At 32.9% G+C, this 25,732-nt stretch carries 15 protein-coding genes; 1 reads left to right on the forward strand and 14 read right to left on the reverse strand.

All coding sequences use genetic code 11. The annotated features are described in order from the left end of the window. The first annotated feature begins 212 nt into the window (after positions 1-212). Positions 213-9,224, forward strand: a complete 9,012-nt coding sequence (locus tag ACIQ06_RS12250) for a DUF4082 domain-containing protein (RefSeq protein WP_396146703.1) — start codon at positions 213-215, stop codon at positions 9,222-9,224. Between the two features lie 220 nt (positions 9,225-9,444). On the opposite strand, the gene ACIQ06_RS12255 is transcribed toward ACIQ06_RS12250, so the two are convergent. From ACIQ06_RS12255 to ACIQ06_RS12320, 14 genes are all read right to left on the reverse strand, one after another. Continuing rightward, entirely contained in the window at positions 9,445-10,248 is an 804-nt protein-coding gene (locus tag ACIQ06_RS12255; protein WP_396146705.1) for an SseB family protein, read from the reverse strand. A 19-nt stretch (positions 10,249-10,267) separates the two neighbouring features. After that, positions 10,268-10,627, reverse strand: a complete 360-nt coding sequence (locus tag ACIQ06_RS12260) for a hypothetical protein (protein WP_396146707.1) — start codon at positions 10,625-10,627, stop codon at positions 10,268-10,270. Continuing rightward, positions 10,624-10,914 carry a hypothetical protein gene (locus ACIQ06_RS12265; protein WP_396146709.1) on the reverse strand — a complete coding sequence of 97 codons (291 nt, stop codon included), beginning with the start codon at positions 10,912-10,914 and terminating at the stop codon, positions 10,624-10,626. Before ACIQ06_RS12265 ends, ACIQ06_RS12260 begins: the two co-directional genes overlap by 4 nt. Positions 10,915-10,917: 3 nt before the next feature. Then, complete coding sequence (locus ACIQ06_RS12270) at positions 10,918-11,280, reverse strand: hypothetical protein (RefSeq protein WP_396146711.1); 363 nt, start codon at positions 11,278-11,280, stop codon at positions 10,918-10,920. Between the two features lie 11 nt (positions 11,281-11,291). Then, positions 11,292-14,264 (reverse strand): type I restriction endonuclease subunit R, encoded by a 2,973-nt coding sequence (locus ACIQ06_RS12275; RefSeq protein ID WP_396146713.1) that lies wholly within the window; start codon positions 14,262-14,264, stop codon positions 11,292-11,294. 1 nt (position 14,265) lies between these two features. Continuing rightward, positions 14,266-15,138, reverse strand: coding sequence for a hypothetical protein (locus tag ACIQ06_RS12280; protein ID WP_396146715.1), 873 nt, complete (start codon positions 15,136-15,138; stop codon positions 14,266-14,268). Further along, complete coding sequence (locus ACIQ06_RS12285; RefSeq protein WP_396146717.1) at positions 15,139-16,848, reverse strand: AAA family ATPase; 1,710 nt, start codon at positions 16,846-16,848, stop codon at positions 15,139-15,141. It lies immediately after the preceding gene. 3 nt (positions 16,849-16,851) lie between these two features. Then, positions 16,852-18,786, reverse strand: a complete 1,935-nt coding sequence (locus ACIQ06_RS12290) for a hypothetical protein (RefSeq protein WP_396146719.1) — start codon at positions 18,784-18,786, stop codon at positions 16,852-16,854. Continuing rightward, positions 18,779-19,750, reverse strand: a complete 972-nt coding sequence (locus tag ACIQ06_RS12295; RefSeq protein ID WP_396146721.1) for a hypothetical protein — start codon at positions 19,748-19,750, stop codon at positions 18,779-18,781. The genes ACIQ06_RS12290 and ACIQ06_RS12295 overlap by 8 nt, the downstream gene beginning before the upstream one ends. Positions 19,751-19,825: 75 nt before the next feature. Continuing rightward, a complete protein-coding gene (locus tag ACIQ06_RS12300; protein WP_396146723.1) occupies positions 19,826-20,512 on the reverse strand; it encodes a hypothetical protein in 687 nt (228 codons plus the stop codon). Next, positions 20,512-21,648, reverse strand: a complete 1,137-nt coding sequence (locus ACIQ06_RS12305) for a restriction endonuclease subunit S (protein WP_396146725.1) — start codon at positions 21,646-21,648, stop codon at positions 20,512-20,514. The genes ACIQ06_RS12300 and ACIQ06_RS12305 overlap by 1 nt, the downstream gene beginning before the upstream one ends. Continuing rightward, positions 21,648-23,108, reverse strand: a complete 1,461-nt coding sequence (locus ACIQ06_RS12310) for an N-6 DNA methylase (RefSeq protein ID WP_396146727.1) — start codon at positions 23,106-23,108, stop codon at positions 21,648-21,650. Before ACIQ06_RS12310 ends, ACIQ06_RS12305 begins: the two co-directional genes overlap by 1 nt. A gap of 4 nt (positions 23,109-23,112) precedes the next feature. Continuing rightward, the gene (locus ACIQ06_RS12315; RefSeq protein ID WP_396146729.1) at positions 23,113-23,889 is read right to left on the reverse strand and encodes a hypothetical protein; all 777 of its coding nucleotides are present in this window, start codon (positions 23,887-23,889) and stop codon (positions 23,113-23,115) included. Between the two features lie 11 nt (positions 23,890-23,900). Further along, positions 23,901-25,727 (reverse strand): DUF262 domain-containing protein, encoded by a 1,827-nt coding sequence (locus ACIQ06_RS12320; RefSeq protein WP_396146731.1) that lies wholly within the window; start codon positions 25,725-25,727, stop codon positions 23,901-23,903. Positions 25,728-25,732 lie beyond the last annotated feature (5 nt).

The raw sequence follows: 25,732 nt of genomic DNA on the forward strand, positions 1-25,732 counted from the left end.
TTTTACTTCTAAAATTATTTTTATAGTTTAATTAAAAATGATAGTTATTTATTTACAAAGATTATTTTTTTGTAGAATTAAAGCTACTTTTTGCATTTTATCTATTTTTTATAACGTTAATCGATTTTATTATATTTATCTAAAAAACATTATTGAATTTAGTATTGTCCAATGAAGAGATTATTTTCTTTTAAATGCTAATTCAGTAAATTATGAAATCATTGTTATCCTCATCTGTTTCCAAATTTTGTAAATCAATTTTGTATAAATCTAATCTTTTAAAGGCAAGTTTTACTATTGTTTTAGGTTTATCATTGTTCGCAAATGTTGCCATTGCACAAAATGCCATTACGATTGAAAATAGCCTCCAAGGAAGTCCAAAATCAGAATGGGATATTTCTGGTGCTGGTGATCTTTCAATTCAAGGTTTTTCTACAGATATTAGTGTCAATAATGGGCAAACCATTTACTTTAAAATTAAATCTCCAGTTGCTTATACTATTACTATTTATAGATTAGGATGGTATAATGGAGATGGCGCTCGATTAGTAAGTGCTACTAATTCAGTAGTTTTTGATGCGATACTTCCTCAAAGTCAACCTGATGACGATTATGATACAGTTACTGGTAAAACAAGTTGCAGCAATTGGGCTATTTCAGCACATTGGAACGTACCTTCAGATGCAGTTTCTGGTATTTATATTGCTAAATTAACACGAACCGATACAAATGGCTCAAGTCATATAGCTTTTGTAGTAAGAAATGATAACAGAAATGCTGCTATGCTCTTCAAAACATCGGATACAACGTGGCAAGCATACAATAACTATGGTGGTAATAGTTTGTATGTAAATAATTCTGGTGAAAGTATACAAGGATTTAATCATGCTACAAAAGTAAGTTATGATAGACCTTTTTACACAAGAAATGGTGGCGGTGGCGGTGGCGCATCAGAAGATTGGTTATTTAATGCAGAATATCCAATGCTAAGATGGCTTGAACGAAACGGATATGATGTTAGTTATACAACTGATGTTGACATGGACAGAGATTCTTCTACAATAACACCAGCAAAACATAAAATTTTATTGTCTGTTGGTCACGATGAATATTGGTCTACTAATGAAAGAACCAAATTTGAAACAGCCAGAAATAACGGAGTTCATCTTGCTTTCTTCAGTGGTAATGAAGTTTATTGGAAAGTGCGTTGGGAAGACAATCACCGTACATTAGTTTGCTATAAAGAAGGAACCTTAGCAAACAATACTTGTGGTTTTAAATGTGATACCTCAACTAATATATGGACAGGTTTGTGGCGAGATGGTGACGCAACTACCTATCCCGGAAGCGACGGAGGAAATCCAGAAAATGCCTTAACGGGTCAAATTAGTTGGGACGGAACAACTTCATCAATTATTGTTCCAGATACATATAAAAATTTACGCTTTTGGAGAAATACAGCAGTTACTAATTTAGCATCTGGTCAGTCTATTACATTTCCATACGGAACGTTAGGTTATGAATGGGATTGGGAACAAGTGGATTATGCTTCAAATAACCCAAAAGGAAGAATTACTCTTTCAAATACTTTTTATAACGGACATACGCACAAACTATCTTTATATAAACATAATAGTGGAGCGTTGGTGTTTGGTGCAGGTACTGTACAATGGTCTTGGGGATTAGACAACATTCATGATAGAGGTAGTGAAGCACCAAGTATAATAATGCAACAAGCTACTGTTAATCTTTTTGCTGATATGGGCGTACAACCTGTAACTCCGCATTCTGGATTAATTATAGCACAAGCTTCAAATGATACTACAGCAGCTGTATCAACTATCACTTCTCCCAGCAATAATAGTTCATTTTCAGCAGGAAATGCTATAACAATCACCGGGAATGCTACCGATGTAGATGGTGCCGTTGCAGGTGTTGAAGTTTCTGTTGATGGTGGAACAACATGGAATGTTGCAACAGGAACTAATGTGTGGTCTTATTCTTGGACACCATCTTCTCAAGGAATTTTCACGATTCTTTCAAGAGCTTTTGATGATTCTGGAAATATAGAAGTAAGTGGTCAAGTACCTTCTACTAATGCAATAAATATTATCATTACTGAACCTCAGCCTGCTATATGTCCTTGTACACTATTTTCTCCTTCAATAATACCTTCCATTGAGAATGATGCCAATTCAGTAGAGCTGGGTATTAAGTTCCGTTCAACACAAGCTGGTTACATAACTGGAATTCGTTTTTACAAAGGTTTGGCAAATACTGGCACCCATACTGGATATTTATGGTCAACTACAAACACTACTTCACCATTAGCAACTGTTATATTTACAAATGAAACTTCTAGCGGTTGGCAACAAGCTATTTTCAATACTCCAATCGCAATAACAGCTAATACAACTTATGTAGCAAGTTATCATACCAATACGGGTTATTACGCAGTTACTACCAATTTTTTTGCTAATAGTAGTGTTACTAATCTGCCTCTGATAGCTTTGCAAAGCGGAATCGATGGTTTAAATGGTGTGTACAGATATGGTACTGGTGGAATTTATCCTTCAGATTCTTATAACGCCTCTAATTATTGGGTAGATGTAGTTTTTAATAATTCAATAGGTCCAGATACTTCAGCACCTGTAGTGCTGGAAGTTTCACCATTAAACAATGCTATTGGTAGTGCTGTTACCATTAACCCTAGTGCCACATTCAATGAAGAATTAGATAGCTTAACTATAAATAGCAGTACGGTTTTAATGACAGGTGCAGGAAATACAGCTGTAAGTGGAACTATTAATTATAATGCAAATACTATTACTTTTTATCCTTCTACTGTTTTACAATATAATGCCACTTATACTGTAACACTTAAAGGAGGTGTTGGAGGAACAACCATCAAAGATATAGCAGGAAATAATTTGTCGTCAGATTACACTTGGTCGTTTACCACAGCAACAGTGCCTGCTCCAACACCTATTCCGCCATCAGAAGGTCCGGGTGGACCAATATTAGTTGTTAGTTCTGCTTCTAATCCTTTTAGCCGCTATGCGGTAGAGATTTTAAGAGCCGAAGGTTTAAATGAATTTTATGCCATGGATATTTCTGCTGTTTCAGCAGCTACTTTAACTAATTATGATGTAGTTATTTTGGGTGAAATGCCTCTTACACCATCAAATGTTACAATGTTTACTGATTGGGTAAATAGTGGAGGAACATTAATTGCATTCAAACCAAGTGTATTGCTAGCTCCTTTATTAGGAATTACTCCGGCCTCAGGCTCACTTTCAGATAAATATGTATTGCTTAAAACTGATGATGGTCCTGGAGTTGGATTAGTTAATCAAACGATTCAGTACCATAGTTCAGCAGATTTATATACACTAAATCAAAATGCTGCAACAGCTCTTGCTACTTTATATTCAAATGCAACTACGGCTACTACTTATCCAGCAGTGACAACAAATAGTGTAGGTACTAACGGAGGAAAAGCAATTGCTTTTACTTATGATTTGGCAAAATCAATTATTTATACACGTCAAGGCAATCCTGATTGGGCAGGAACAGAAAGAGATGGCGAAACGGATAATATTCGTTCTAGTGATATGTTTTTTCCAGATTGGATAGACCTAAATAAAGTAGCAATTCCTCAAGCAGATGAACAACAACGTTTGCTTTCAAACATCATTATACAAGGTAATCTTCACAAAAAGCCGCTACCAAAATTTTGGTTTTTACCTCGTAAACTAAAAGCCGCAATAGTGATGACTGGTGACGACCATGCAAGTGGTGGTACAATTCCTCGTTTCAATCAATATCTTGGATATGGAAATAATTCTGCTCAAGATGTGTTAGACTGGAAAGCAGTTCGTGGCTCTTCTTACATTTATACTAGTACACCGCTTAGCGATTCACAAGCGGCTTCTTTCCATGCCCAAGGTTTCGAAATAGGTTTGCACTTGAGTACCAATTGCAGCACATACAATCAAGCCAGTTTAGAAGGTTTTTTCAACAGTCAACTGCCACAATTTACCGCAAAGTATACTAGTTTGCCATCACCAACAACGCATCGCACGCATTGTATTTCTTGGAGTGATTGGGCAAGTAAACCAAAAGTCGAAGTAGCGAACGGTATTCGCTTAAATACCGATTATTATTATTGGCCTGCTGCATGGGTACAAAACCGTCCTGGAATGTTTACAGGTTCTGGTATGCCAATGCGTTTTGCCGATTTAGACGGAACTATTATAGACAATTATCAGGTGACAACACAAATGCCTGATGAATCGGGTATTTCTTTCCCAGGATTTGTAAATACTTTGCTCGACAATGCTATCGGTTCGTTAGGTTATTATGGTGTTTTTTGTGCTAATATGCATACCGATGCCTCAACATCTCCTGGTTCTGATGCTATTATTGCTTCAGCATTAGCTCGAAATATTCCAGTTATTTCAGCAAAGCAAATGCTAACTTGGTTAGACGCAAGAAACGCATCCTCTTTCAATGCTATTACTTGGAACGGATCAAACTTGAGCTTTTCAGTAACTGCTGTAACTGCTGCTTATAAACTCCAAGGAATGCTTCCGGTTTTAGTTGCTGTTGGTGAACTTAACGAAATAACCTTAAATAACACTCCAGTATCTTTTACAACTGAAGTTATTAAGGGAATTAATTATGCTTTTTTTGATGCTATTTCAGGAAACTATTCGGCAACATATCTTACTAATACAACAGCTCCAATTATCACCGACATTATTGCAACACCAAGCTCCAATGGCACTGCTACTATAACTTGGACTACCAATGAAGCGGCAACTTCTGTAGTAAATTATGGTACGCTTTCTAATAATTTAAGTTCTAACAGCACTAGTGCTTCTTTAGTAACTAATCATAGCGTAACTCTTACCGGATTAAACGCAGGAACAGTATATTACTTTAATGTAAGTTCTTCAGATATAGCATCAAATAGTACTACACAACCAACAATTCCTGCAACATTAAGTTTTACGATTCCAGAGGCAGCATGTGTCAATGATACCACAGTTGCTCATTTTAATTTGGGTGCAACAGGAACTAATACTTTAGTTGTTGACAACAATGATGGAGCAGTAAGTTTGAAACCTTCTCTTAATGAAGAGTTTTCAATAGCTACGACACCTTCAGGTTGGACAAATGCTATTTGGGATGGTCAAGGTGGCGCAATTACAACTTATAATAACGGACAAGTAACTGTAAATGGTACGCATTTGAGTTATAATAATTCTTTTTCACCAGGAACTTCTTTAGAATTTGAAGCAACTTTTACGGAAGGTAATTTTCAAAATATAGGTTTTACAGGTGATGTTGATTTTAATAGCCCATGGATTGTTATCGGAAGAGGAAATGCTGGCGATGCAAACTTATATGCTAGAACATCCAACAATCAATCGGTTTCTTTAGGTGCATCACTTTTAAATACATCTCATAAATACCGAATAGAATGGCTAACTAATGGCTCTTTTATATTTTATGTTGATGATGTACTTATTGCTACACCAGGTATTACTCAATCTGTAAGTAGTAATTTAGTTCTCCAAATTAGTGATTATCCATCTGGTGGAGTGGGTTTAACGGTCAATAGGATTCGAGCTACACCTTATGTAGCGTCTGGTACATTCACTTCTAGAGTTTTTGATGCTGGCACAATAAAAAATTGGGAAATAGCTTCTTGGACTTCTAGTGTTCCTATGGGAACTACATTGTCATTATCGCAACGACAATCAACTTCGGCAAGTTCAATTATGACTGCATCTTGGACAGCGATTCCTTCCAATGGAGCAACGATTGGTGGTACTTCTCAATACATACAATATAAAGCAGAGTTTACTACTTCTAATACTTCAGTTTCACCAATATTAGATGATTTTACCATAACATGTAGTACACCAACAAACGTTGTTCCTGTTATTACAACACAACCCATAGCTGCTGAGGTATGTATAGGAACTTCGGTAACCTTTGTAACTTCGGCTAATGGAAATCCGTTACCAACAGTGCAATGGCAAGTGAGTAGTGACAACGGAACTTCATGGTCGGATATTCCTTTGGCAACAAATCCAACATATACTTTTATACCTGTAGCTTCAGACAACGGAAGTCAGTTTAAAGCTGTGTATACCAATACTAGCGGAAATGCAACTACAGATATTGCAACACTGACAGTAAATGCATTACCTTCAGCTACTATCAGTGCTGTATCAAATCCTATATGTAGCGGCGAAGCTATCGCACTACAACTAACCAATGCTACAGGTGCAGCACCATTTAGTATTGTTGTCAACGGAACTACTTATGCTAACGTGACTAACAATCAAGTATTCACAACAATTACTACAACAGAAAAAAGTATTTGGGGTTCATCAGGAACGCCAACAAATCCTAGTGTTACAGATAATGTACCCATTGAAGTTGGAACCAAATTCAGATCGACACATGATGGATATATTACAGGAATCAGATTTTATAAAGGAATTACCAATACAGGATTGCATACGGCTAATTTATGGACATCTACTGGTACATTATTAGCAAGTGCAGATTTTAGCGCAGAAACTCCAAGTGGTTGGCAAGAAGTACGATTTGTTACTCCGGTTGCAATTCAATCCAATACTACTTACATTGCTTCCTACCTTTCTAATGGTGGCTATTTTGCTATTAGTCCCGGTTTTTTCTCAAGTACAGGTGTAACTAATGCACCGCTCACAGCATTGCAATCGGGAGTTGATGGACCTAATGGAGTTTTTAGATATGGTGGTGGTTTCCCAAATTCAGGAAATACAGCCAATTATTGGGTTGATGTCTTATTTTCTGAAATTAGCAACACTTCAACTACTTATGATTTAACAAGTATTACAGATACTAAAGGTTGTACATCTTCTGGTGCTTTACATAGTTTAACAGTTACAACAAGTCCTTCTCCAGCAGGATCTATCTCTGCAACTGAAACCAATGTTTGTGAAGGAAGTGCTGTTAATCTTATGTTCAATGCAACTTCTGGAACAGGTCCTTTTACATTAGCTATTAATGGAACAAATTATTCTAATATACAAAGCAACGTGCCTTTTTCAGTAGGTAATGCAACTTATGCAACTTCTGCCGCAACTATTTGGAATCCTTCTCTAATTGGTGGAACCCAATCGGTAGATAATGCACCAACAGAATTAGGAATCAGATTTAAAGCAGCTCAAGCTGGTACCATTACAAAAATTCGTTTTTATAAAACGGGCACTGGTATTCTTAATTTTACTGGATCCATTTGGGCTGTTGGTAATACTGCATCACCTTTGGCTACAGCCAATTATACAAGTGATGAAACCTCTGGTTGGAAAGAAATTGTATTTACAACTCCAATTGCTATAACTGCCAATACAAGCTATATAGCATCTTATTTTTCTCCTTCGCCCAACTACTATGCCTATACTGCCCTCGGAATGTCAGCACCTATAGTTAACGGACTATTAACAGCAGAAGCAAGTAGTTATAAGCAACCAGGAACAGGATATCCAAGTACTTCTAGTACGGCGAATTATTGGGTTGATGTAGTTTTTAACAGCAATTTCAGTACAACTGATTATAATTTAACCGAAATTGTTAGTGCTACAGGTTGTGCTAGAACTGGTAATCTAATTGCTTCAACTTCTGTTACAACAACAAAAAGTAACCTAGTAGCACAAAACGTTACTGCTTGTACTAACTATACTTGGAGTGTTACCGGAATTACCTATACACAGAGTGGTATTTATACGAATACGCAACCTAATTGTACCACACAAACATTGAATTTAACCATTCAAAATGCACAAACCTACTATGCTGATGCTGATAATGATGGCTTCGGAAATCCAGCAGTAAGTATACAATCTTGTAGCGGACCACCAGTTGGTTATGTTGTTTTTGGTACCGATTGTAATGATGCCAATGCCACCATCAAACCTGGTGCGATAGATGTTTGTTATGACGGTTTAGATAACGATTGTAATGGAATCATTGACAACTCTTGTACTCCAATCGTAGGTTCACTTCCAACTGCCACTTGTGGTACTACACTTTCGGGTTGGTACACAACAATTACAGCCAATTGGACTAATTTTGCGCAAGGTTATCGCTTTAAAATCACAAAAGTAGACAATGATACGAACGTTGCGTTGGCAGCTCCAATTATTATTGATAGACCAGTAAATAATCTATCGCTTGCAAATGTGCCAAACATGGCTTATCACACGAAATATAAATTTGAAATTGCAGTACGATACAATAACACATGGCAACCATTTTATGGTCCGGCTTGTTATCTGTACACACCAAATCCTGTGAGTACTATTGGATTGCAATGCGGAAGCACTTTAACTGCTATGAACCAATGGATTACAGCGAGTTATGTTCCTATTGTTACTGCCTATAGGTTTAGAGTAACTAGAGTAGTTGGCGGTTTGCCAGTGGGAATGGCGCAAGAAATAACGCAGCCAACAAACAAGTTTAATATGGCACAACTATCAGGTATTCTTTATGCAAGTTCGTATCGTGTTGAGGTTTCTTTACGAAATACAGATGGCACATTTTTGCCTTATAATTTGCCTTGTGATATACAAACGCCAGCACATCCAGCAACACAACTTAGAGCTTCGCAATGTACTATTTATCAAGTAACAAGCAATTCAGAGTTGCTAATTGCAGATGCAGTAGTTGGAGCAACAATGTATCGATTTAGAGTATATAATAATGTATATGATGCGTATTATGACACGCCATTCAACAGATTTACATTGAATAACTTTCTGGGAATAGTTCCAAATAGAGAAATATATTCCGTTCAAGTAGCTGTTAAATTTCCTAATGAACCTAATTTCGGACCTTTTGGCAAAGCTTGTAATATAAAATCACCAATGCAAGCTCGAACTATAAGTTCTGTAAATGAGTTAGATGTAATTGCCGTTTTTGAAGCCGTTGCATATCCTAATCCATTTGAAAATTATTTTACTCTAGATGTCAAAACAACCAGTGATGCTAACATTCAAATAAAAGTGTATGACATGATTGGTAAATTATTAGAAAATAAAACGGCAACGCCATCAGAGGTTCAAAATCTGACCATAGGTAGTGAGTATCCATCTGGAATTTATAGCATAATTGTAACTCAAGAATCGAATAACAAAATACTAAGAATAATAAAAAGATAAATAATGTAACGTTGGCTGAGGTATTTTATCATAGGATATGCTCCGTTGGCTGAGGTAACTCGAAGTCAACGTTACGCAAACATCTTTCAAAAACTCTTCATTAAGCTATAAATCTCCGTTGTCTGAGTTCCTCAAATGTAGGATATTCTCCGTTGGCTGAGGTTTTACATTGAGGCTCTCGAAATGCTCTCGAAGCCAACGTTACGTAAACATCTTAAACCTACTTTTTATAAAACAATTCAAATTGTCGAGCGGTTTCTAGTAGATAGTCGCCTTCTTCAACGTAAGTTACTTCTAGTGGGAATTCTAGTTCGTGTCCTTTCATGCCGTCGTTGATGCTGGCTTGTGTGGCTAAAATAGAGTTTTCTGTTTTCGGATGCAATACAATGACCAACAAGAAGATTTGCTCGTTGTTTTTAGTGATACCAAAATGATAGACTTCTTGAATGCTGTCCACTTTAGCAAACGCTTCTTGAAATTGCTTTTGGTGACTACCCGACATCGGATTTTGTGGCATCCATACCAAAATAGGTGTATCTTCGGTTATGACTTCGCGTTTCTGATTATGTACATCGCGTTCTAGGACAAACATTGTGCTTTGGTCACTATCAATTACAATACGCCCAAAGCTTTGTTCCTCGGCTATCTCTAGTACGGTTTTGGCAGGAATAGCCATAAATGTTGTCACTTCATTAATCCATTTAGACAAGGTTTCTTCTGAGGTAAACACACCAAAAACCAATAAACCGTCTACATTGAAAACTGTTTTAAACTCTATAGTTGCACCTTCTTTTAGAGTTTCCCAACTGTTTGATTTTTCGACAGTTTTACCATTGGTAGGCACTAATAAGAAAGCAGTTTCGCCATACAATTCATCTAAAACAGCCTTATAATTGGCTTGTGAGGTATTTTGATGATAAATATGGAGCAACGCAATTAATCTACTGTTATCTGGTGTAAAGGTGGTTTCTTTTGGTGTTTCTTTTTTTTCGGTGGTGCCGAATAGTTTTTTAAATAAGTTCATAGTGGTATCGTTTTCTATACTAGTATTGCACCACAATCTCTGATGCTCTTTTAACTTTTATCTGTGGTTTGCCTTTAAACAACGTTACTTCTCCAGTGACACAAATGGTTTTACCAGCCAAATACTCTACAGGAATATAACTGAAGTTTTTAAGGTGTTTCTCTAATATGATAATGGTAAGCTTTTGCTCTGGATAAACACCGCCCATATTGAGTAAACTGTGACGATGGTCATTAGTTTTATAAGTACTTTTTACTTCGGCACAAACGGTAACGGTTGCTCCAATGTGATTGCGAATGTCATCAAGAGCAACGACTGGCGTTTGGGCAAGGGATAAAGTGGAAAAGGTTAGGAATAGGAGTAAGGTTAGGTGTTTCATTTTGTGCTGTTGTTTTTTAAGACATATAGTTCTGCTTCCAACAGTAGTTGTTTTTTGGTTTTAGTAACCAATAAAACAGTACCAATGACATGAAAAATAAATCCCACAATTACAATGGCTCCACCCATAACCATTTCGGTTTCTTTGTAGGGTTTAGCAGTTGGCGTCATTTCTATTTGACTGTAATGGCAATTGCGCTCTCCATTGGTGTTACCCATACCAAACATACCCAAAGCAACAAGAAACAGACCAATAAATAGGAGTAGTACTCCAAAGAATTTTTTCATAGGTTATATAGTTTTTGAATACTTTTCGTAAATCGCTCTCATAGATTTACTTTCCGATTTTTTTAATCCTTCATAATATTTTATAAGATTTAAAAAAGCATCTAAAGATTTTTTTAATTGTTCTTTTCCATAATCTTTATGAATTTTTTCTAGAAAGTAGTCCATAGTTGGGCAATTTAATTTTCTGAATGAACCTTTACCTTCAATCAAATATCTAAAAAAGACATAATAATCACCTGTAGAACCATAAGTTATCTTAAAATTACTACTTAAATAATCTTTGGCTTCTTTTTGAGTTAGCTTATTTTCATAAACTTTTTTAGCAGTAGAATAGGCACTAGGAATAATTTCATCAGGTATTTTCATAAAATAATAGTTTAATAGTATTCTTTAATATACTCGTAAGCTCTATCAAACAAAACTTGCTCTTTATGAAGTTTGTATTTCAATAAAGCTTGACGCAACGACTTCTGAATCTCTCTTTCACCAGAGGCTGTTTTTTGCCAACCAGGAAAACGAACTTGTCTTACAATAGCATCAATATCATTTACAATTCTTTCTACTACAGCTGGTGTTTGGTCTGTTTTTAATTCTAAAAATAATTCAGTAAGCGCTGCTTGAGGTGTTTTTTCTTGTTGTTCTGCTTCTAATTCTTTTTCAGCTTGAAGTACTTCTCTAGCCAGTTTACACAACTCTTTTACAAACTCAATAGATGTAATTAAACCAAGTTCTGCTTTATCTCTTAACGCTTCTAATAATTCACTTAATTTTTTAAACTTAGGATTACCACCATTTTTCTTAAAACGTTTTACTAAAATTCGTTCAAGTTTTTTGGCATTTTTAGGGTCTGGATTATTGAAGATGTTTTCAATTACGTCTGCATCTAAAACAAATTCCTCTAATTGATGAACTTCACCCACATGGATGTTCTCATGAATTAATTTGGTTGTTTGAGCACCCAAAGTAAACCATAATAATTTTCCAATATGGTCAGATGATGGTCTAACGGATTCAAATACTTGTGATAACCAACGGTATTCTGCTTGATATTGGTCTAATACTCTATCTGGTGACAATGATTCCCAAAGTTTAGAAAGATATTTGTAATCTTTAGCAAAAGCATCTTTTTTATCATCGGTATTAATTGCGTTTTGAGCCAATTCTAATCCTTCAAATCCATGAATAGTTTTATCGACTCCTATAAAATGAGACAATGCTTTTTCCATTGCTTCAGGTAATTTCTCTTTTAATTCAGAAAGGTTGGTTATCATTTGACTAACGCTTTTTTCGTCGAATTCTAATGCTTTTGCCGCATCATCAAAGACACCAAAATAATCTACAATTCTTCCAAAGGATTTTCCAGGATACAAACGATTGGTTCTACAAATAGCTTGTAATAAAGTATGGTCTTTTATGGATTTATCTAAATACAAGGTTTGTAATATTGGAGCATCAAAACCAGTCAATAATTTAGCGGTTACAATGATGAATTTCAAAGCCGAATTAGCATCATTAAAATCATCAACCACTTTTTCTTGTTGGCTTTTATCCAATCCCCATTTTTGTTTGAATTCAAAATCATCATTTGCAGAAGTTGATATAACTACTTTACTAGCTTCAGTAGCAAAATACTTATCCAATTCTTCTTTGTATTGCACACAAGCATAACGGTCAGGTGTTACTATCATAGCTTTATAACCATGAGGTAATACCTTTTCATTAAAATGTTTTGCAATATCCTCTACAATTTTTGCAACTCGTTCTGGCGATTTTAGAAAAGCAGCCATCTTAGCCGATTTTTTATTCAATGCATCCGCTTCTTCATCTGTTAATGCCGCTTCATCTTTAAACTCTTTAAAAGCTTTGTCTATGGTTTCTTTGTCAACGTGAACATCTACCAATCGTGGTTCAAAATGTAATGGTTTTGTGGCATCATCTCTAATGGAATCATGAAACGTGTAACGCGACATATATCCACCTTCATCTTCAGGTGCTCCAAAAGCCCAAAAGGTGTTTTTATCAGCTTTATTGACTGGTGTTCCTGTTAATCCAAATAAGAATGCATTGGGTAATGAAGCTCTCATTTGTCGTGCCAAATCACCTTCTTGGGTTCTGTGCGCTTCGTCAACTAATACTATAATGTTATCTCTAGTATTCATATTGGGTTTAGCATCCCTAAACTTATGAATCATCGAAATAATTATTTTTCGGGTATCTCTTTCTAATAAGGTTTGCAGTTCTGATATGCTTTCAGTTGTTACTACATTAGCAATATCTGCCGCATTAAAGGTTCCTGTAATTTGTGTATCCAAATCAGTTCTATCTACTAATACAATAACAGTAGGACTTTTAAGTTCTTGCATTTTGCGTAATTTCTGTGCTGCAAAAACCATTAACAACGATTTACCAGAACCTTGAAAATGCCAAATCAAACCTTTCTTAATTTTTCCTTCTTTTACGCGTTCAACTATTTTGTTGGCTCCTTCATATTGTTGGAACCTACACAATACTTTGATGCGTTGTTTCTTTTTGTTGGTAGTAAACAAAGAGAAGTTTTGCAAAATATCTAACAATCGTTTAGGATGTAATAAATCAGAAAGTTCTTTGCCAATTTCTCCCAAACCTAGTTGTTTGGCTAATTTATCATCATCTTCATCATCTTCCAATCGCCACGGAGCCCAAAACTCTAATGGAGTTCGTACACCACCATAATAAAAGGTTTTGCCTTCTGTAGCAAATGACAAAATGTTAGGAACAAATAATTGAGGGACAGCATTTTCATAAATATCATGTATCTCATGTGCACCATCCAACCAACTTACCGAAGGTCTAATAGGTGTTTTAGCCTCACCAATAACTACTGGCAATCCGTTAATCAATAAAACTACATCAGGTATTTTAGTTTCTCTGCTGTGAACTCGGTATTGATTCGTAACTAAATAAGTATTGTTTAAAATATCATCAAAATCTATTAATTGAACAGGCACATGGCGGTTGTTTTCTCCAAACGGCATGGTTTTTTCGCCACACATCCATTTAAAGAACTCTTCATTGGCTTTGACTAAACCAATTTGATTAACTGATAAGAGTATTGCTCTTAATTTATGGATAATCTCCTCTGCTAATTCGTTTTTTAATGCTATCTCAGGATTCAAACGAATTAAAGCATTCTTTAGTTCGGTTTCCAATAGCACTTCATTTACAGTTCTGTTAAGTTCTGTGGCAGAAATATATTGCCATTGCGCTCCATAAGGAGTTTTACCTTCGGCAACACCTAAGGCATTCAAGTTTACACCACTCAATTGATGAATGATATAATGTTCTACACTGTTTAATTCGTTAAATGCCATCTTAAAGGTTGTTTAAAAAGTCAATAAAATAATTCATTATTTCTTCTCTGAATTCAGGCTCTATATCTTCTAAAATTAGTTCATCAAACCTTTCGACCATACATTTTCCTAACAAAGTATATTCAGCTTTTTTGTCTAGTCTTCCTACGATATCCTTAAAAATTATATTTAATTGATATTGGTATTGTAAATCATTCAATGGATTATCACCATATCTTGCAAAAATTTGTTCTTCAAGTCTAACTATAATTTTATCAATTTTTTTTTGTCTTTTTGCAACTAAATCATCTCTATTTAATTCAATTTCTCTTATTGTTGTAGTTGCGAAAACATTATTCTTAATTGGAATCAATCTGCCAAAATAGTCTATATACATTAGCTTTTCTGGATGCCAATACTCAGGATTTATCAATAAAGGTCTTTCTTTCGCAAGATATCCTTGATTTTCAGGAAATCTTGAATAATCGATATTACCATGAACGTCAACCGGATGCGTTGTTATATGATTATCCCCATATAAAGGAAACTTTGTACTTTTAGCTCCATTACATGAAGGACAAGCTAATAATAAGTTAGACCATTCATATCCAAGCCAATAATATCCATTTTCATTAACTCTTGATATTTCAGATTTTGGTCTGAAATGTTCAACATTGGGTGTAGCAACTGGTTTAATTTTTGACTCACAAAAGGCGCATTTATTATGATAAATATCTTTTAATTCATCTCTTATAATTTTATGTCCATATTTTTTACTTTGATAATATTTACCTTTAGTAACATTAATAGAGTGATTAGTATCTGTCATATAGCTAACAGATTCTAATCTCGTTCTTGCAATTTGATTATCTATGTCTTTTTGAATATGTCTCACTTATTTGTTTCTTAAATTAATAGCAATTTCTTTCAGTTTGGACTTTAATTCATCATTTTTTATTAAATCTTCAAAGTTATCTTCTGTTCTTATTTTTTTATTTTTATTGTGTGAAACAGGAAATAATTCTTTAAAGCCAAATACTGGAGAACTCAATATTGCATTAGGTAACATGTCTTCAATTATAATTTCTTCGTCAATTCGGTCGATATAAGTTCCCAACTCTACATTCCTTTTAACAACACAAATCACACTATTTTTTGGTGCTCCCAATAAGGGTATTGGACTATGAGTTGTAACAATAAATTGTACTTTAGGAAAAGCTGCTGTTAATTGTTCTACAAAATGTTTTTGAAATTTTGGGTGTAAGTGAATATCAATCTCATCAATCAATACGGTTCCTCTCAATTCGCCTGGGTCATCTATCTCGGGCTGTTGTCTATATAATCTGACTAACAAGTCACTCATCATGGCAAGTATACTCATATAGCCTGAAGAAAGTTTTTCAATTCCAACTGGATTATATAAATTATTCTCGCCATCTTTCTCTCTAAATAAAGTAGTTGGAATACCATTAATTTTATGACCAAATCCTACTTCTCCTATGTTAAGTAAAAGCCCTTCAAGAAATTCTTTTATAATATAGGTTCGATTTGCAAATTCTTGATTATTAGGAGAATCATACCATTCTTTATATTGAGTTTCTAAATCTAGTAAATATGCTTTGTTACTAAATAACGTGCTTAAATTTCCATTTTTACTTCTTGCTTCTTGTAATTGATTTGCACTTAATCCACCATGAATTGGATTCAAGCGAAATGGACCATATGCTGCAAATCCCAATAATAGAGGTTTAATTCGACCTATGTGATTATTTGCTGACCTCAAAAAAGCTTGGTTTTCATCTGGAATTGAGCTTGATTTTAAAAATAACTCACATTCGAAAAGATTTACTTTATCAGTTTCATTTTCTTCAATTTTTCCAAAACCAATTGTTTTTGCTAGAGCTTTTATTATATTGCTTTTACCTACACCATTTTCACCTGTCAAAAAAATCCATTGGGATTTTAATGGGATGTTTTCTAAAATTAGATGTTTTATTGAACGATAGTTTTTGATTTCAAATCCTATTAATTTAGAAGGTTTTATATAATTTATTTCCTCTTCAATCTGTTCAATATTTTTTTTATAATAAAGAACTTTTTCAAGATCCCTATTGAAGACGCTTTCATCAATAATTCTAATTAAACTATCTTCATTTACGGATTGTTTTTTTATAACGTTATCAATTTTAGGCCAATAATAATCTATAAATTCTAAGAGACATTCCTTGATATTTCTACCTTTAAATGGGTGGTTATATTTACCACCTTTCTCAATAAAATCTTTTTCTCTAATTATTATGCCAAGTTCAGGAAAAATATTATTAAGTATAAAATTGAATTTTTTATCAGTATCTGTTGCAGAAAAATGTAGCCAACAACTACCTTCATAATCAACCATAAAGGCAATGTTGGGTAATTTAGTTCTCCAATCATCACCTGACCAAAAACCTATAGCTAAATAGTCTTCGTTACCTAAAAACCAATGTCCACTTGCCAATCTATTGGAGCGATTGGTCTTACGCGGTCTGAATCTGAAGTTAGGAATATCTTTACTATAACTAACCAACAAATCCAATAATTCATTATGTATATCTAATATTGCCATAAATTATCTTCCTAATTCGTAATTCTCACCAAACTTTCTTTCTTGTTCTATTTTATTATCAAGATATTCAATTTCTTTTTGAACAAATGATTTTACTTCATCAAAATGATGTTCTATTAATTCTTCAATAAATCGTTTTCTTTTCTTATACAAACTTTCAGCGGAATAATGATAAATTAAATAGTAAGAGAGTTTTGAAGAAAGATGTTCAAGTATTTTATTTTGTTTTCCGAATAAATCAATCATTTTTTTTGCAACAGGCTCCCATGATAATTCACCATTTGATTCTTCAACATATATATTCATAAATTGAAATGCTACAGCAGGATATTTTTCTGTGTTTTTTTGTGACCAATCAAATAACTTTTCATTTTCAAATCTATATTTTTCTAAAAACATAGTTAAACCATGATAACGACCTTCTTCGTTGGCAAGAAAATCACCAATATAGTTCCATGAAATTTCCCAATAATTTTCAAGGAAAAAATAAGTCAAATGGTCTAATATACTTTCATTATTAAAATCATCATAGCCTTTGATTATTAAATCTATTAAAAAGCAGATTTTACTTTCTTCGGGGTTTTCTATTATAGATTTTTTTATTAGCTCTTCAATATGTAGACTTAAGTTTATGAAGGATTTTATTTGAAATATCTTATCAACATAAAGATACTCGTTTACGACGTCTTTTAATTCATACCATCGATCTTGCTTTCTTAAAACTTCGTACAAAAGTTCAATCGCAAAAGAGTAATTAATGTCCTTAATCCAGGAAGTAACTTCAATTAAATCTTCTTTTGAAAAATTAGTCAATTCAATATATTCAAGATTTCTTAAGTATTCAGGTTTTTTTTCTAAAAGAGGTCTAACAAAAATTATATCTTCTTTCGTAATTGGCTTTAAAAAACGAATTTGTCTGATTCCATGCACTTCTGTTTCTGGATGTTCAATTAATTTTGAAATTACTTGTCTTGTAAAGTTATTATCATTGATACCAATTACTAAACCATTAACAAAAACAGAATTTTGTTCTTCTAATGGGATAGATTTTAAACAATCAATTAATGAATTAATAATTAAATCCTTTTCAAAACCATTTTTTGCTATCGCTTCAGCAAAATAAAAAGTTTGCCTTTGTTCTCCTTTTAGTAATTGAATTAAGTGAGGTAACCAATCAATCTGTTCTTTAATATAATGATTAGCTAAATCAGTTGCTTTTTGGCTTGAAATATTTACATAACTATCTCCAACTTTTTCATTAATCCATGGAGATTCACTAACTATTAATCGTAACTCTTCTTCAACGCTTTCTGGTTGAAATTGTTCTAAAATGGCATTGATTCTTATCTTGATCTTATTAGGAACTTCAGCTTTTTTTGCTGTAAACTCAATAAATTTATTTCTTAAATGATCATCGAGTATTTTTTTAGTAAATACAATTTCTTCAATGGTCGTAAGTATCAATTCACTTTGACCATAATGAATTTGTTCTGAAAATCTTGAATATAAAGATTCCTTTGCTTGAATACCTAATTCTGTTGTATCACTTAGAGTAATTAATTTGAGTCTTCTAATTATTTCTTCTTGATATATTTTTACTTCATCAAAAGAAGGTCTATATTGTTTTTCAATTAAGTTATCATCTGAACCGTGAACATGTCCTATGAAACCAAATGCTTTTAATCCTCGTTCATAAGCAGTAATAATTAGTTTGGTTAATCTTTTGCTTTGTAACTCATCAATAATTTCTAATCTAGTTTTTAAATCAATTACTGTTTCTGCCAAATAAACTTGAAATAAATCTACAAAAGTGAAGTAAGCACTATTATTTAAATCGTTATCAGTAATAGCTAACTTATAAATTAGCTCAATTGCTTTTCTAGCAGTTTCGCTAGTATAACATAGTTTTTCTAATGTATTTAGTTTAGCATTACTCATTGTTAATTTTTTTATCCATGATGTCTAATACTTCCAAAGGAAATTCAATAGTTAATTTATTAATAAACTCAGCACCTTCAAGTGATTCCGAAAAATCGTTATCGTAAAGAATGCTGTTATCAGAGAATAAAAGACTGTTTAATTCTTTTTGGAATTCTTCATTCAGATTAGTCATTATTCTATTAATAAATTTAAACAATAAACCTGTACCTTCTAATTTTTTAAGAATCTCATTTAATGATGCTTTTTTCTTAACCCACCAGTCTGCAATCAATTCTTCCTCAAATCCAGTTATTAAAATATAGTCTACTTTTTTTGAAAGAAGCTTTTTTGCAATTAATATTTGAATATTATTATTAATATTATCATCACCCATATCATTTAAAAAAAATGATTTAATTGAATTAATTTCGGTAACATAGCGATCGGATACACCAATAGCGCCAAATAAACTAATTATCTGTAAAAATTCGAAAGCTCCATTTTTTAAATTATCCTCTCCGATTATTGTTTCTAAAAGTTCAATAATTGTTCTGTCTCCTGTTTCTTCTTCAACATTATTTTCAAGAAATGTTATGGTTTCAGACAAACTTAATGAAACCAATTCTATTGGGACCTTTTTTCCCACAGAATCAAATTTTTTAGTTAAAACACTCTCATGTATTTCCTTCGTAATTTCTTCATCTAAAAATACGTTTGCATGATCTGTATCCAGATTTGATTTGACAGTAGCAATAGAGATTATCCTTACTTTTGTATTTTTAAATAACTGAACATATTTATCATGTTCAGTTTTACTACAGTTATCAAGTATTAAAAACTTTTCTTGATTTGCCATTCTCAAATCAACAAGTTGCTTACCAATATCTCCTTTTAGCGGGCCTTCTATATCATAATATAATAATGATTCATTTTTATTGTCATATACTAAATCAACACTATTCGATTTAAAAACCTCATTCACTAATCTGGTTTTACCGGTATCTTTTAGCCCTGTTAGTCGTATACTGCCGTTATTTTTTTTAATTAATGTCCTAAGTTATATAATTTTTGCTTTTACTTTGGCTGTCAAAAAATAAGGATAGTTATAATCTTTATCCCATTCTGATTTAACATATATAGGAGTCAATTTTTCCTGCAAATACAAAGCTTCTGATTTTATCGAAGCTTTTATGGCATCGTAAAGATTATCTGCTAGAATTTTTCTTTTTTCTTTTCGTGCTTTATAATTGCCTTCATTCAAATCATAGGTAATGCCCCATCTGAATCCCTTCAAATCTACAGGTAATTCATCTGGAGCCCCAAATGCTTCGTTCATCACAACCAAAGTTCGGTAGGTTCCTTTTTTAGCCCATGCATAACCTGTTTCCAAGAGTACATTTGGATTAGGTGATTTTTTTTCCTGCGTAAAGTCCAGCATTAATAACTCTTTGCCTTTTATTTTAATCTCTTTGCCCCAAATTTTAATTTTTTTTGCTTCGGACCAAGCTTTTGAAGAAGTAAAGGTTAAATCAACAATTACCATGTCAGATTCCGAACTCTTCTTCAGCATTTCCTCAATCAGTAATGGGGTTCCAGGCGTTCCTCTAAAACCGAAGTCGAGAGAAATATCAATCCCTTCAGTTTTGAATTTTTGAATAGCAATTTCTATAGCAGACTGAATAAATCCCTTTCCGAATCTATCATCGATATCCATTTGAAAAGCAAAGAAAACTTTATACGCCATTAAAACACCTGATTAATTAAACTTTTTTGTAACGATTGGGAACTGGAAATTTTTAACTCAAAATCTTCTATACTTTTTCTTAAAAAATCAAATTTTTTAATAATTAACTCTTGTTCTAAAATACTTAATTTTGGCACTAAGATGTTATTAAAATAAGTAGGGTCAACATGTTTAATAACTGAACCAACTGAGGCTCTGTTAATAGAGTTTGATCTAAATCTTATAAATTCAAATAAATAATCATTAAGAAATTCTTTATTTTTTATAGTAAGCTTAGACATTGTACTCGCTAAAACTCCTTTTTTTCCTTTAAAAACTTCACCAGCTGCCCCATCCCATAGTACAACGATATTATTGTCTTCAATAAGTATTGAATTTTGCAATGAATTTTCAGGAACAACTTCTTCAATAATACCATATCTTAAATATTTAGCCTTGCAATAAGGTACTCCAATTTTATCTGATATTAATTCAGAAGGTTGCTTACCTTTTTTAATAGAAACAATTTGTTTAAGTTTTATTCTTTTTGAAGTTATATTATCATAAAAATAATGTTTTAAATATGCCAAATCAATTGTTTTCAAATTATTCGATATTTCATTTTCATTCTCAATAACATCATTAATCGTCCAAAGTAATTCCGCTAATTGAGCTTGTTGGTCTTTGGGAGGTAGTTGAAATTCTTGATGTTTCAAATCACCCCAATTTATAGTTGGAGAAAGTCCACCAACAGAAATATCTACTGCACGATGCATAAATTGGTCAGAGTGCAAAAAGAAAGGAAATAATTTAGGGTCAATAACTTCTGGGTTAGCTCTCAGAACAAAAGCGTGTGCTGAGCAAATTCCTTCAAAATCTACAATAGCTGCTTTTCTTTGATAGGCTCTACGTTTACCAAAAATAACATCACCTGGATAACATTTTAGCTTTTGACCGTTTACATCATCTGGAGTTCCAGTTCTTCTTATGTGAATATCTTCGGCATCAATATGTTCTAAACCTACATAAATACCTAAATCGGTTTTGTTAGGGTCAACAGTTTCAGAAACTTTAGATGCTATTTCTTCAAATGTAAATGTTTCCCAAGTTGATTTATCTAAGTTATTCAAATCTATTTTTGTCATTATCGTTTCCATTAATTTAAGATTTGAAATAATTCATTCATATTATCTTTTAGTTTTTTAGAATTGGTTTCCCAATTAGAAAAAGCATCTTTAAAAGACATTTTATTTAAATCGATTGTTACGTTACTGAGATATTGAGCAATGTTCAAACTTCCTTTGTTTTCTAATACAGTTTCATTAGAGACAATCTTTGAAAATCCATCCTCATCAATAAATGACTTGTAAGAATTGTAAATTCTTTGAATGTGTTTATTTTCTAAATAGGCAATATTCTTTTCTTGTTTTACTTCTTTTAAAGCATTTACAATTAAAACCTTTCCTTTTCTTTCTTTCGGTTTATTGTTATTTGTAATTAACAAACACGCTTCCATTGGTGAATTATAAAACAAATTCGGTCCCAAACCAATCACACATTCTACCAAATCTTGTTCTACCATTTTACGGCGCATTTCGGCTTCAGAATCTCTAAATAGAATTCCATGAGGCCAAAGTGAAATAGAACGTCCGTTATCTTTGTTTAAACTTTTTTGTATGTGTTGCTGAAAAGCATAATCCGCACAACCTTGCGGTGGCGTTCCCCAAATATTACGTCCGTAAGCATCGGTTTCAAAACTTTTTCTATCCCAAGCTTTAATCGAGTAAGGAGGATTGGCTAAGATTACATTAAACTTTTTCAATTCGTCGTTTTCTATAAAAGCTGGTTGTGCCAAGGTATCACCACGAGCAATATCAAATTCTTCAATGCCGTGCATAAACATATTCATTCGTGCAATGGCTGAGGTAATGAGGTTTATTTCTTGTCCGTAGAGTTTTAGAGTACGGTATTCTTTGCCTTCTTCTTTTAGGTGCAATGCGCAGTTTAGCAACAAACCACCGCTTCCGCAAGTTGGGTCATAAACACTTTCGCCTGGTTGCGGATTCATAATCATGGTCATCAGTTTTACTACAGTTCTGTTGGTGTAAAACTCGGCTGCTGTATGTCCGCTATCGTCGGCAAATTCTTTGATTAAATATTCGTATGCGTTTCCTAATTGGTCATCAGGTACGTTTTTAAGATTCAATTGGTGTTGTGAAAAATGCTCAATTAAGTTGGTCAAGGTTGCATCCGAAAGTCGGTCTTTATTAGTCCAACTCGCATCGCCAAAAATCCCAAACAAAGTTTCAGGGTTGGCTTTTTCAATTTCGCGCATGGCTTCTTGAATGGCCATACCAATATTGACTGTAGTTTCACGTACTTTTTTCCAATGCGCTTGTTCTGGTACTAAAAAATGATGGTGCTCAGCAAATGCGGCATATTCTAAATCGCCATCGCTGTCTTTTAATGCTTTTTCAAATTCTTCGTCATATACATCACAAATACGTTTGAAAAACAGCAACGGAAATATGTATTGCTTGTAATCTCCTGCATCTATGGTACCACGCAAAGCTGTTGCTGCACCCCAAAGGTATTTTTCTAGTTGTTGTTGGGTCATTTTATTATTGTGTTCTTGTGGTAAATTGACTTCTGATATAATTCTTTTTAAGGGTATCAAGTTCTAAGAATTCTTGTTGCATTTTTTTTAGTAAATCATAAAAGCTTTCATGAAGTTTAAGAAGGTTTGGTGCTAGTTGATTTATAATTCTTTCTTCATCCATATCATCGCTATATGATGATATTTCACCCGAATAGCCAATTAAATAATTAGCTTCAGCACTTACGCTCTTGAACTCATCGTGAAGTGTATTGAAGACAGCAGGATAGTCATGTAATAATTTAATAATACTCGTATTAATAAAATCCAATTTATAATAAACATGATTTATTATGTATTCTTCATATTCACATTGATCATAATAATAAGTATGATTTGGATTGTAGTCCTTCAAAATTTTAGAAAAATCTTTTAGCATTTTTACTTTTTCATTTGAGTCACCAGCAAAATCTAAAACTTTTGATAAATGCTCAAAATCATACTTTTGTAAACTTAATTGATATTGTCTATTTAAATCTTCAAGTCTTACTAATTCTGCTTTTATTTTCAATTCATTGTTCACTACAGTTTCTTGAAATAAATCTTTTTGCAAATTCAAATTTTCCATTTGAAGTTTTAAGGTTTCTGATAAGTTTTTAATTTCTTTTCGTTTATGCCAAACGGTAATTCCGCCACCAATGAGTGCTCCTGACAATGCTGAAACTAAAGTCATGATTAATTTATAATCCACATCTGTTTCTTGTGGTGTGTTTGCTACTTGTAATAATATTGAATAAAACATAAGCTTTTTGTTTATGAATTAACTTCTGTATTTCTAACATTCAAAACTTCTTGTAATTTTAGTTTCAAACTACTTCTTCTTTCAGTATAGAAATTAATGAAATCTGTAAATTCTATTGAAGCATCTGATTTAATATGATTTTGAATTAAGAAAGTTTGAATATCATTTGGGTTGGAATACATTTCTTCCAACCAATTTTTAAAGGTTTTATCACTTTTTTCAATATTGGAATTGGATTGTAATAATTGAAGATTAGACAATTTATTAAAACTATTAATAAATTCTTGTTTAGTGTTGTCGTCTTCAATACCAAGTGTGGCTAATTTGCGTTTATTGAAAAATGATTTGGGATGAATATGGTCTTGATGGTATTTAAAATTGTAATTCAATGATGGATACAATAAAGTCAAAGCACAATAAGTTCTTGCAGAACCATATTCCATTTCTAAGATATTTTCAATATCATCATCACTAAATGATATTGATTTACGTTTACCTTTGTAATAGTCAATAATTTCTTCAAGAGGGAATTTGCCTAAATGCTCATTGGTAAGGTTTCTCATAACAGGATATATAGCATCTGGTGTTCCACCAAATGTTCCTTTCAACAATACTCTAGCAAGCCATTCACTGATTGCTTTTCTATCATTTTCTCTAACTCCAGCATGTAAAATAGTAGCATCAAATTGATTTTTATAGATAAAATAGGCTATAGGTATAATGGAATTTGTAGCTAACAAATTGTCTCGGCTATAACCAAATTTGGCTACCAATTCAATGGCTTTTTGTACTGCAGAAGAAACGCTATCCCAATTAGCTTCAATAATAGCCATATTCTCTTTGGTAAAGTTATCCACTTGGAATTTGATGTCTGAGAAATCAGCTAATACTAAACATGATTTTAAAACAAAATCTTTATTAAAATTAAATCCTTCACCAATACCATTAATGGTATCTACAAACTCATGAATCACCTCTCTCGCATCTTTTTCTTTCCATTGAGCTGTAGCTATTGAAAGTAATAAATCAGAGTAGCTAAGTTTTGTTCCTCCACTATTAATTCTTATGAAAATTTGCAATACTTTGTCAAGTTCTTCGCTTTCTTCAAGGTAATAACTAATGGTTCCTTTTTGGTGAATTACGTTAAAGAATTGATTCAATGTTTGTAATGCAAAAGTTGCTTCAACTTGTGTATATTTTGAGGTATCCATTAAGCCATTAAGCATTAAGAATTCCATAACTTTACTAATATCTGTAAAATCTAGAATCTTACTAACTTCAAACCAAAAAGAAGATTTTTTCAAATCAGTTTCTTCGGTATCATCATTGATATCTGCAATAAATGTTTCTTTATTTTCAGCTTCTTCTTTGGTTAAAAATTTAAAATCGTATTCTACCTCCATATTATCCGATTTACTTAATAAATTCAAATACAATTTCTTTTTAGGGAAAGCATAAGGACTGTCCCAACGATAGTAAGGTATTTTTTTAGCATAAGTTCCAGTCAATGCAATATACATAGAAGTCATTCGTTGTTGTCCATCTAGTATTGCAATCACGTCCTCGTCATTACTTAAATCAGCTTTTTTATTATGTCGGGCATCTTTTTCGTGATAATTTTTTAAGAACTCGTAAAATTGAAAATCTTTAATTCTGTTTTTATCTACTTTCCAAAAAAGAAAAGTACTAATTGGGTAATCACGCATAATAGAATCAAAAAGACGTTCAATTTGTTCTGTATCCCATACAAATTCTCGTTGTATTGAAGGAAGCACATAATAACGCTTTCTGATGTTTTCGATAGCCTTTTTAATAGTAATGGGAGTTTCGTATGCCATGATAA

Origin of the sequence: Flavobacterium sp., from assembly GCF_044341265.1 — a bacterium.
GTDB lineage: Bacteria > Bacteroidota > Bacteroidia > Flavobacteriales > Flavobacteriaceae > Flavobacterium.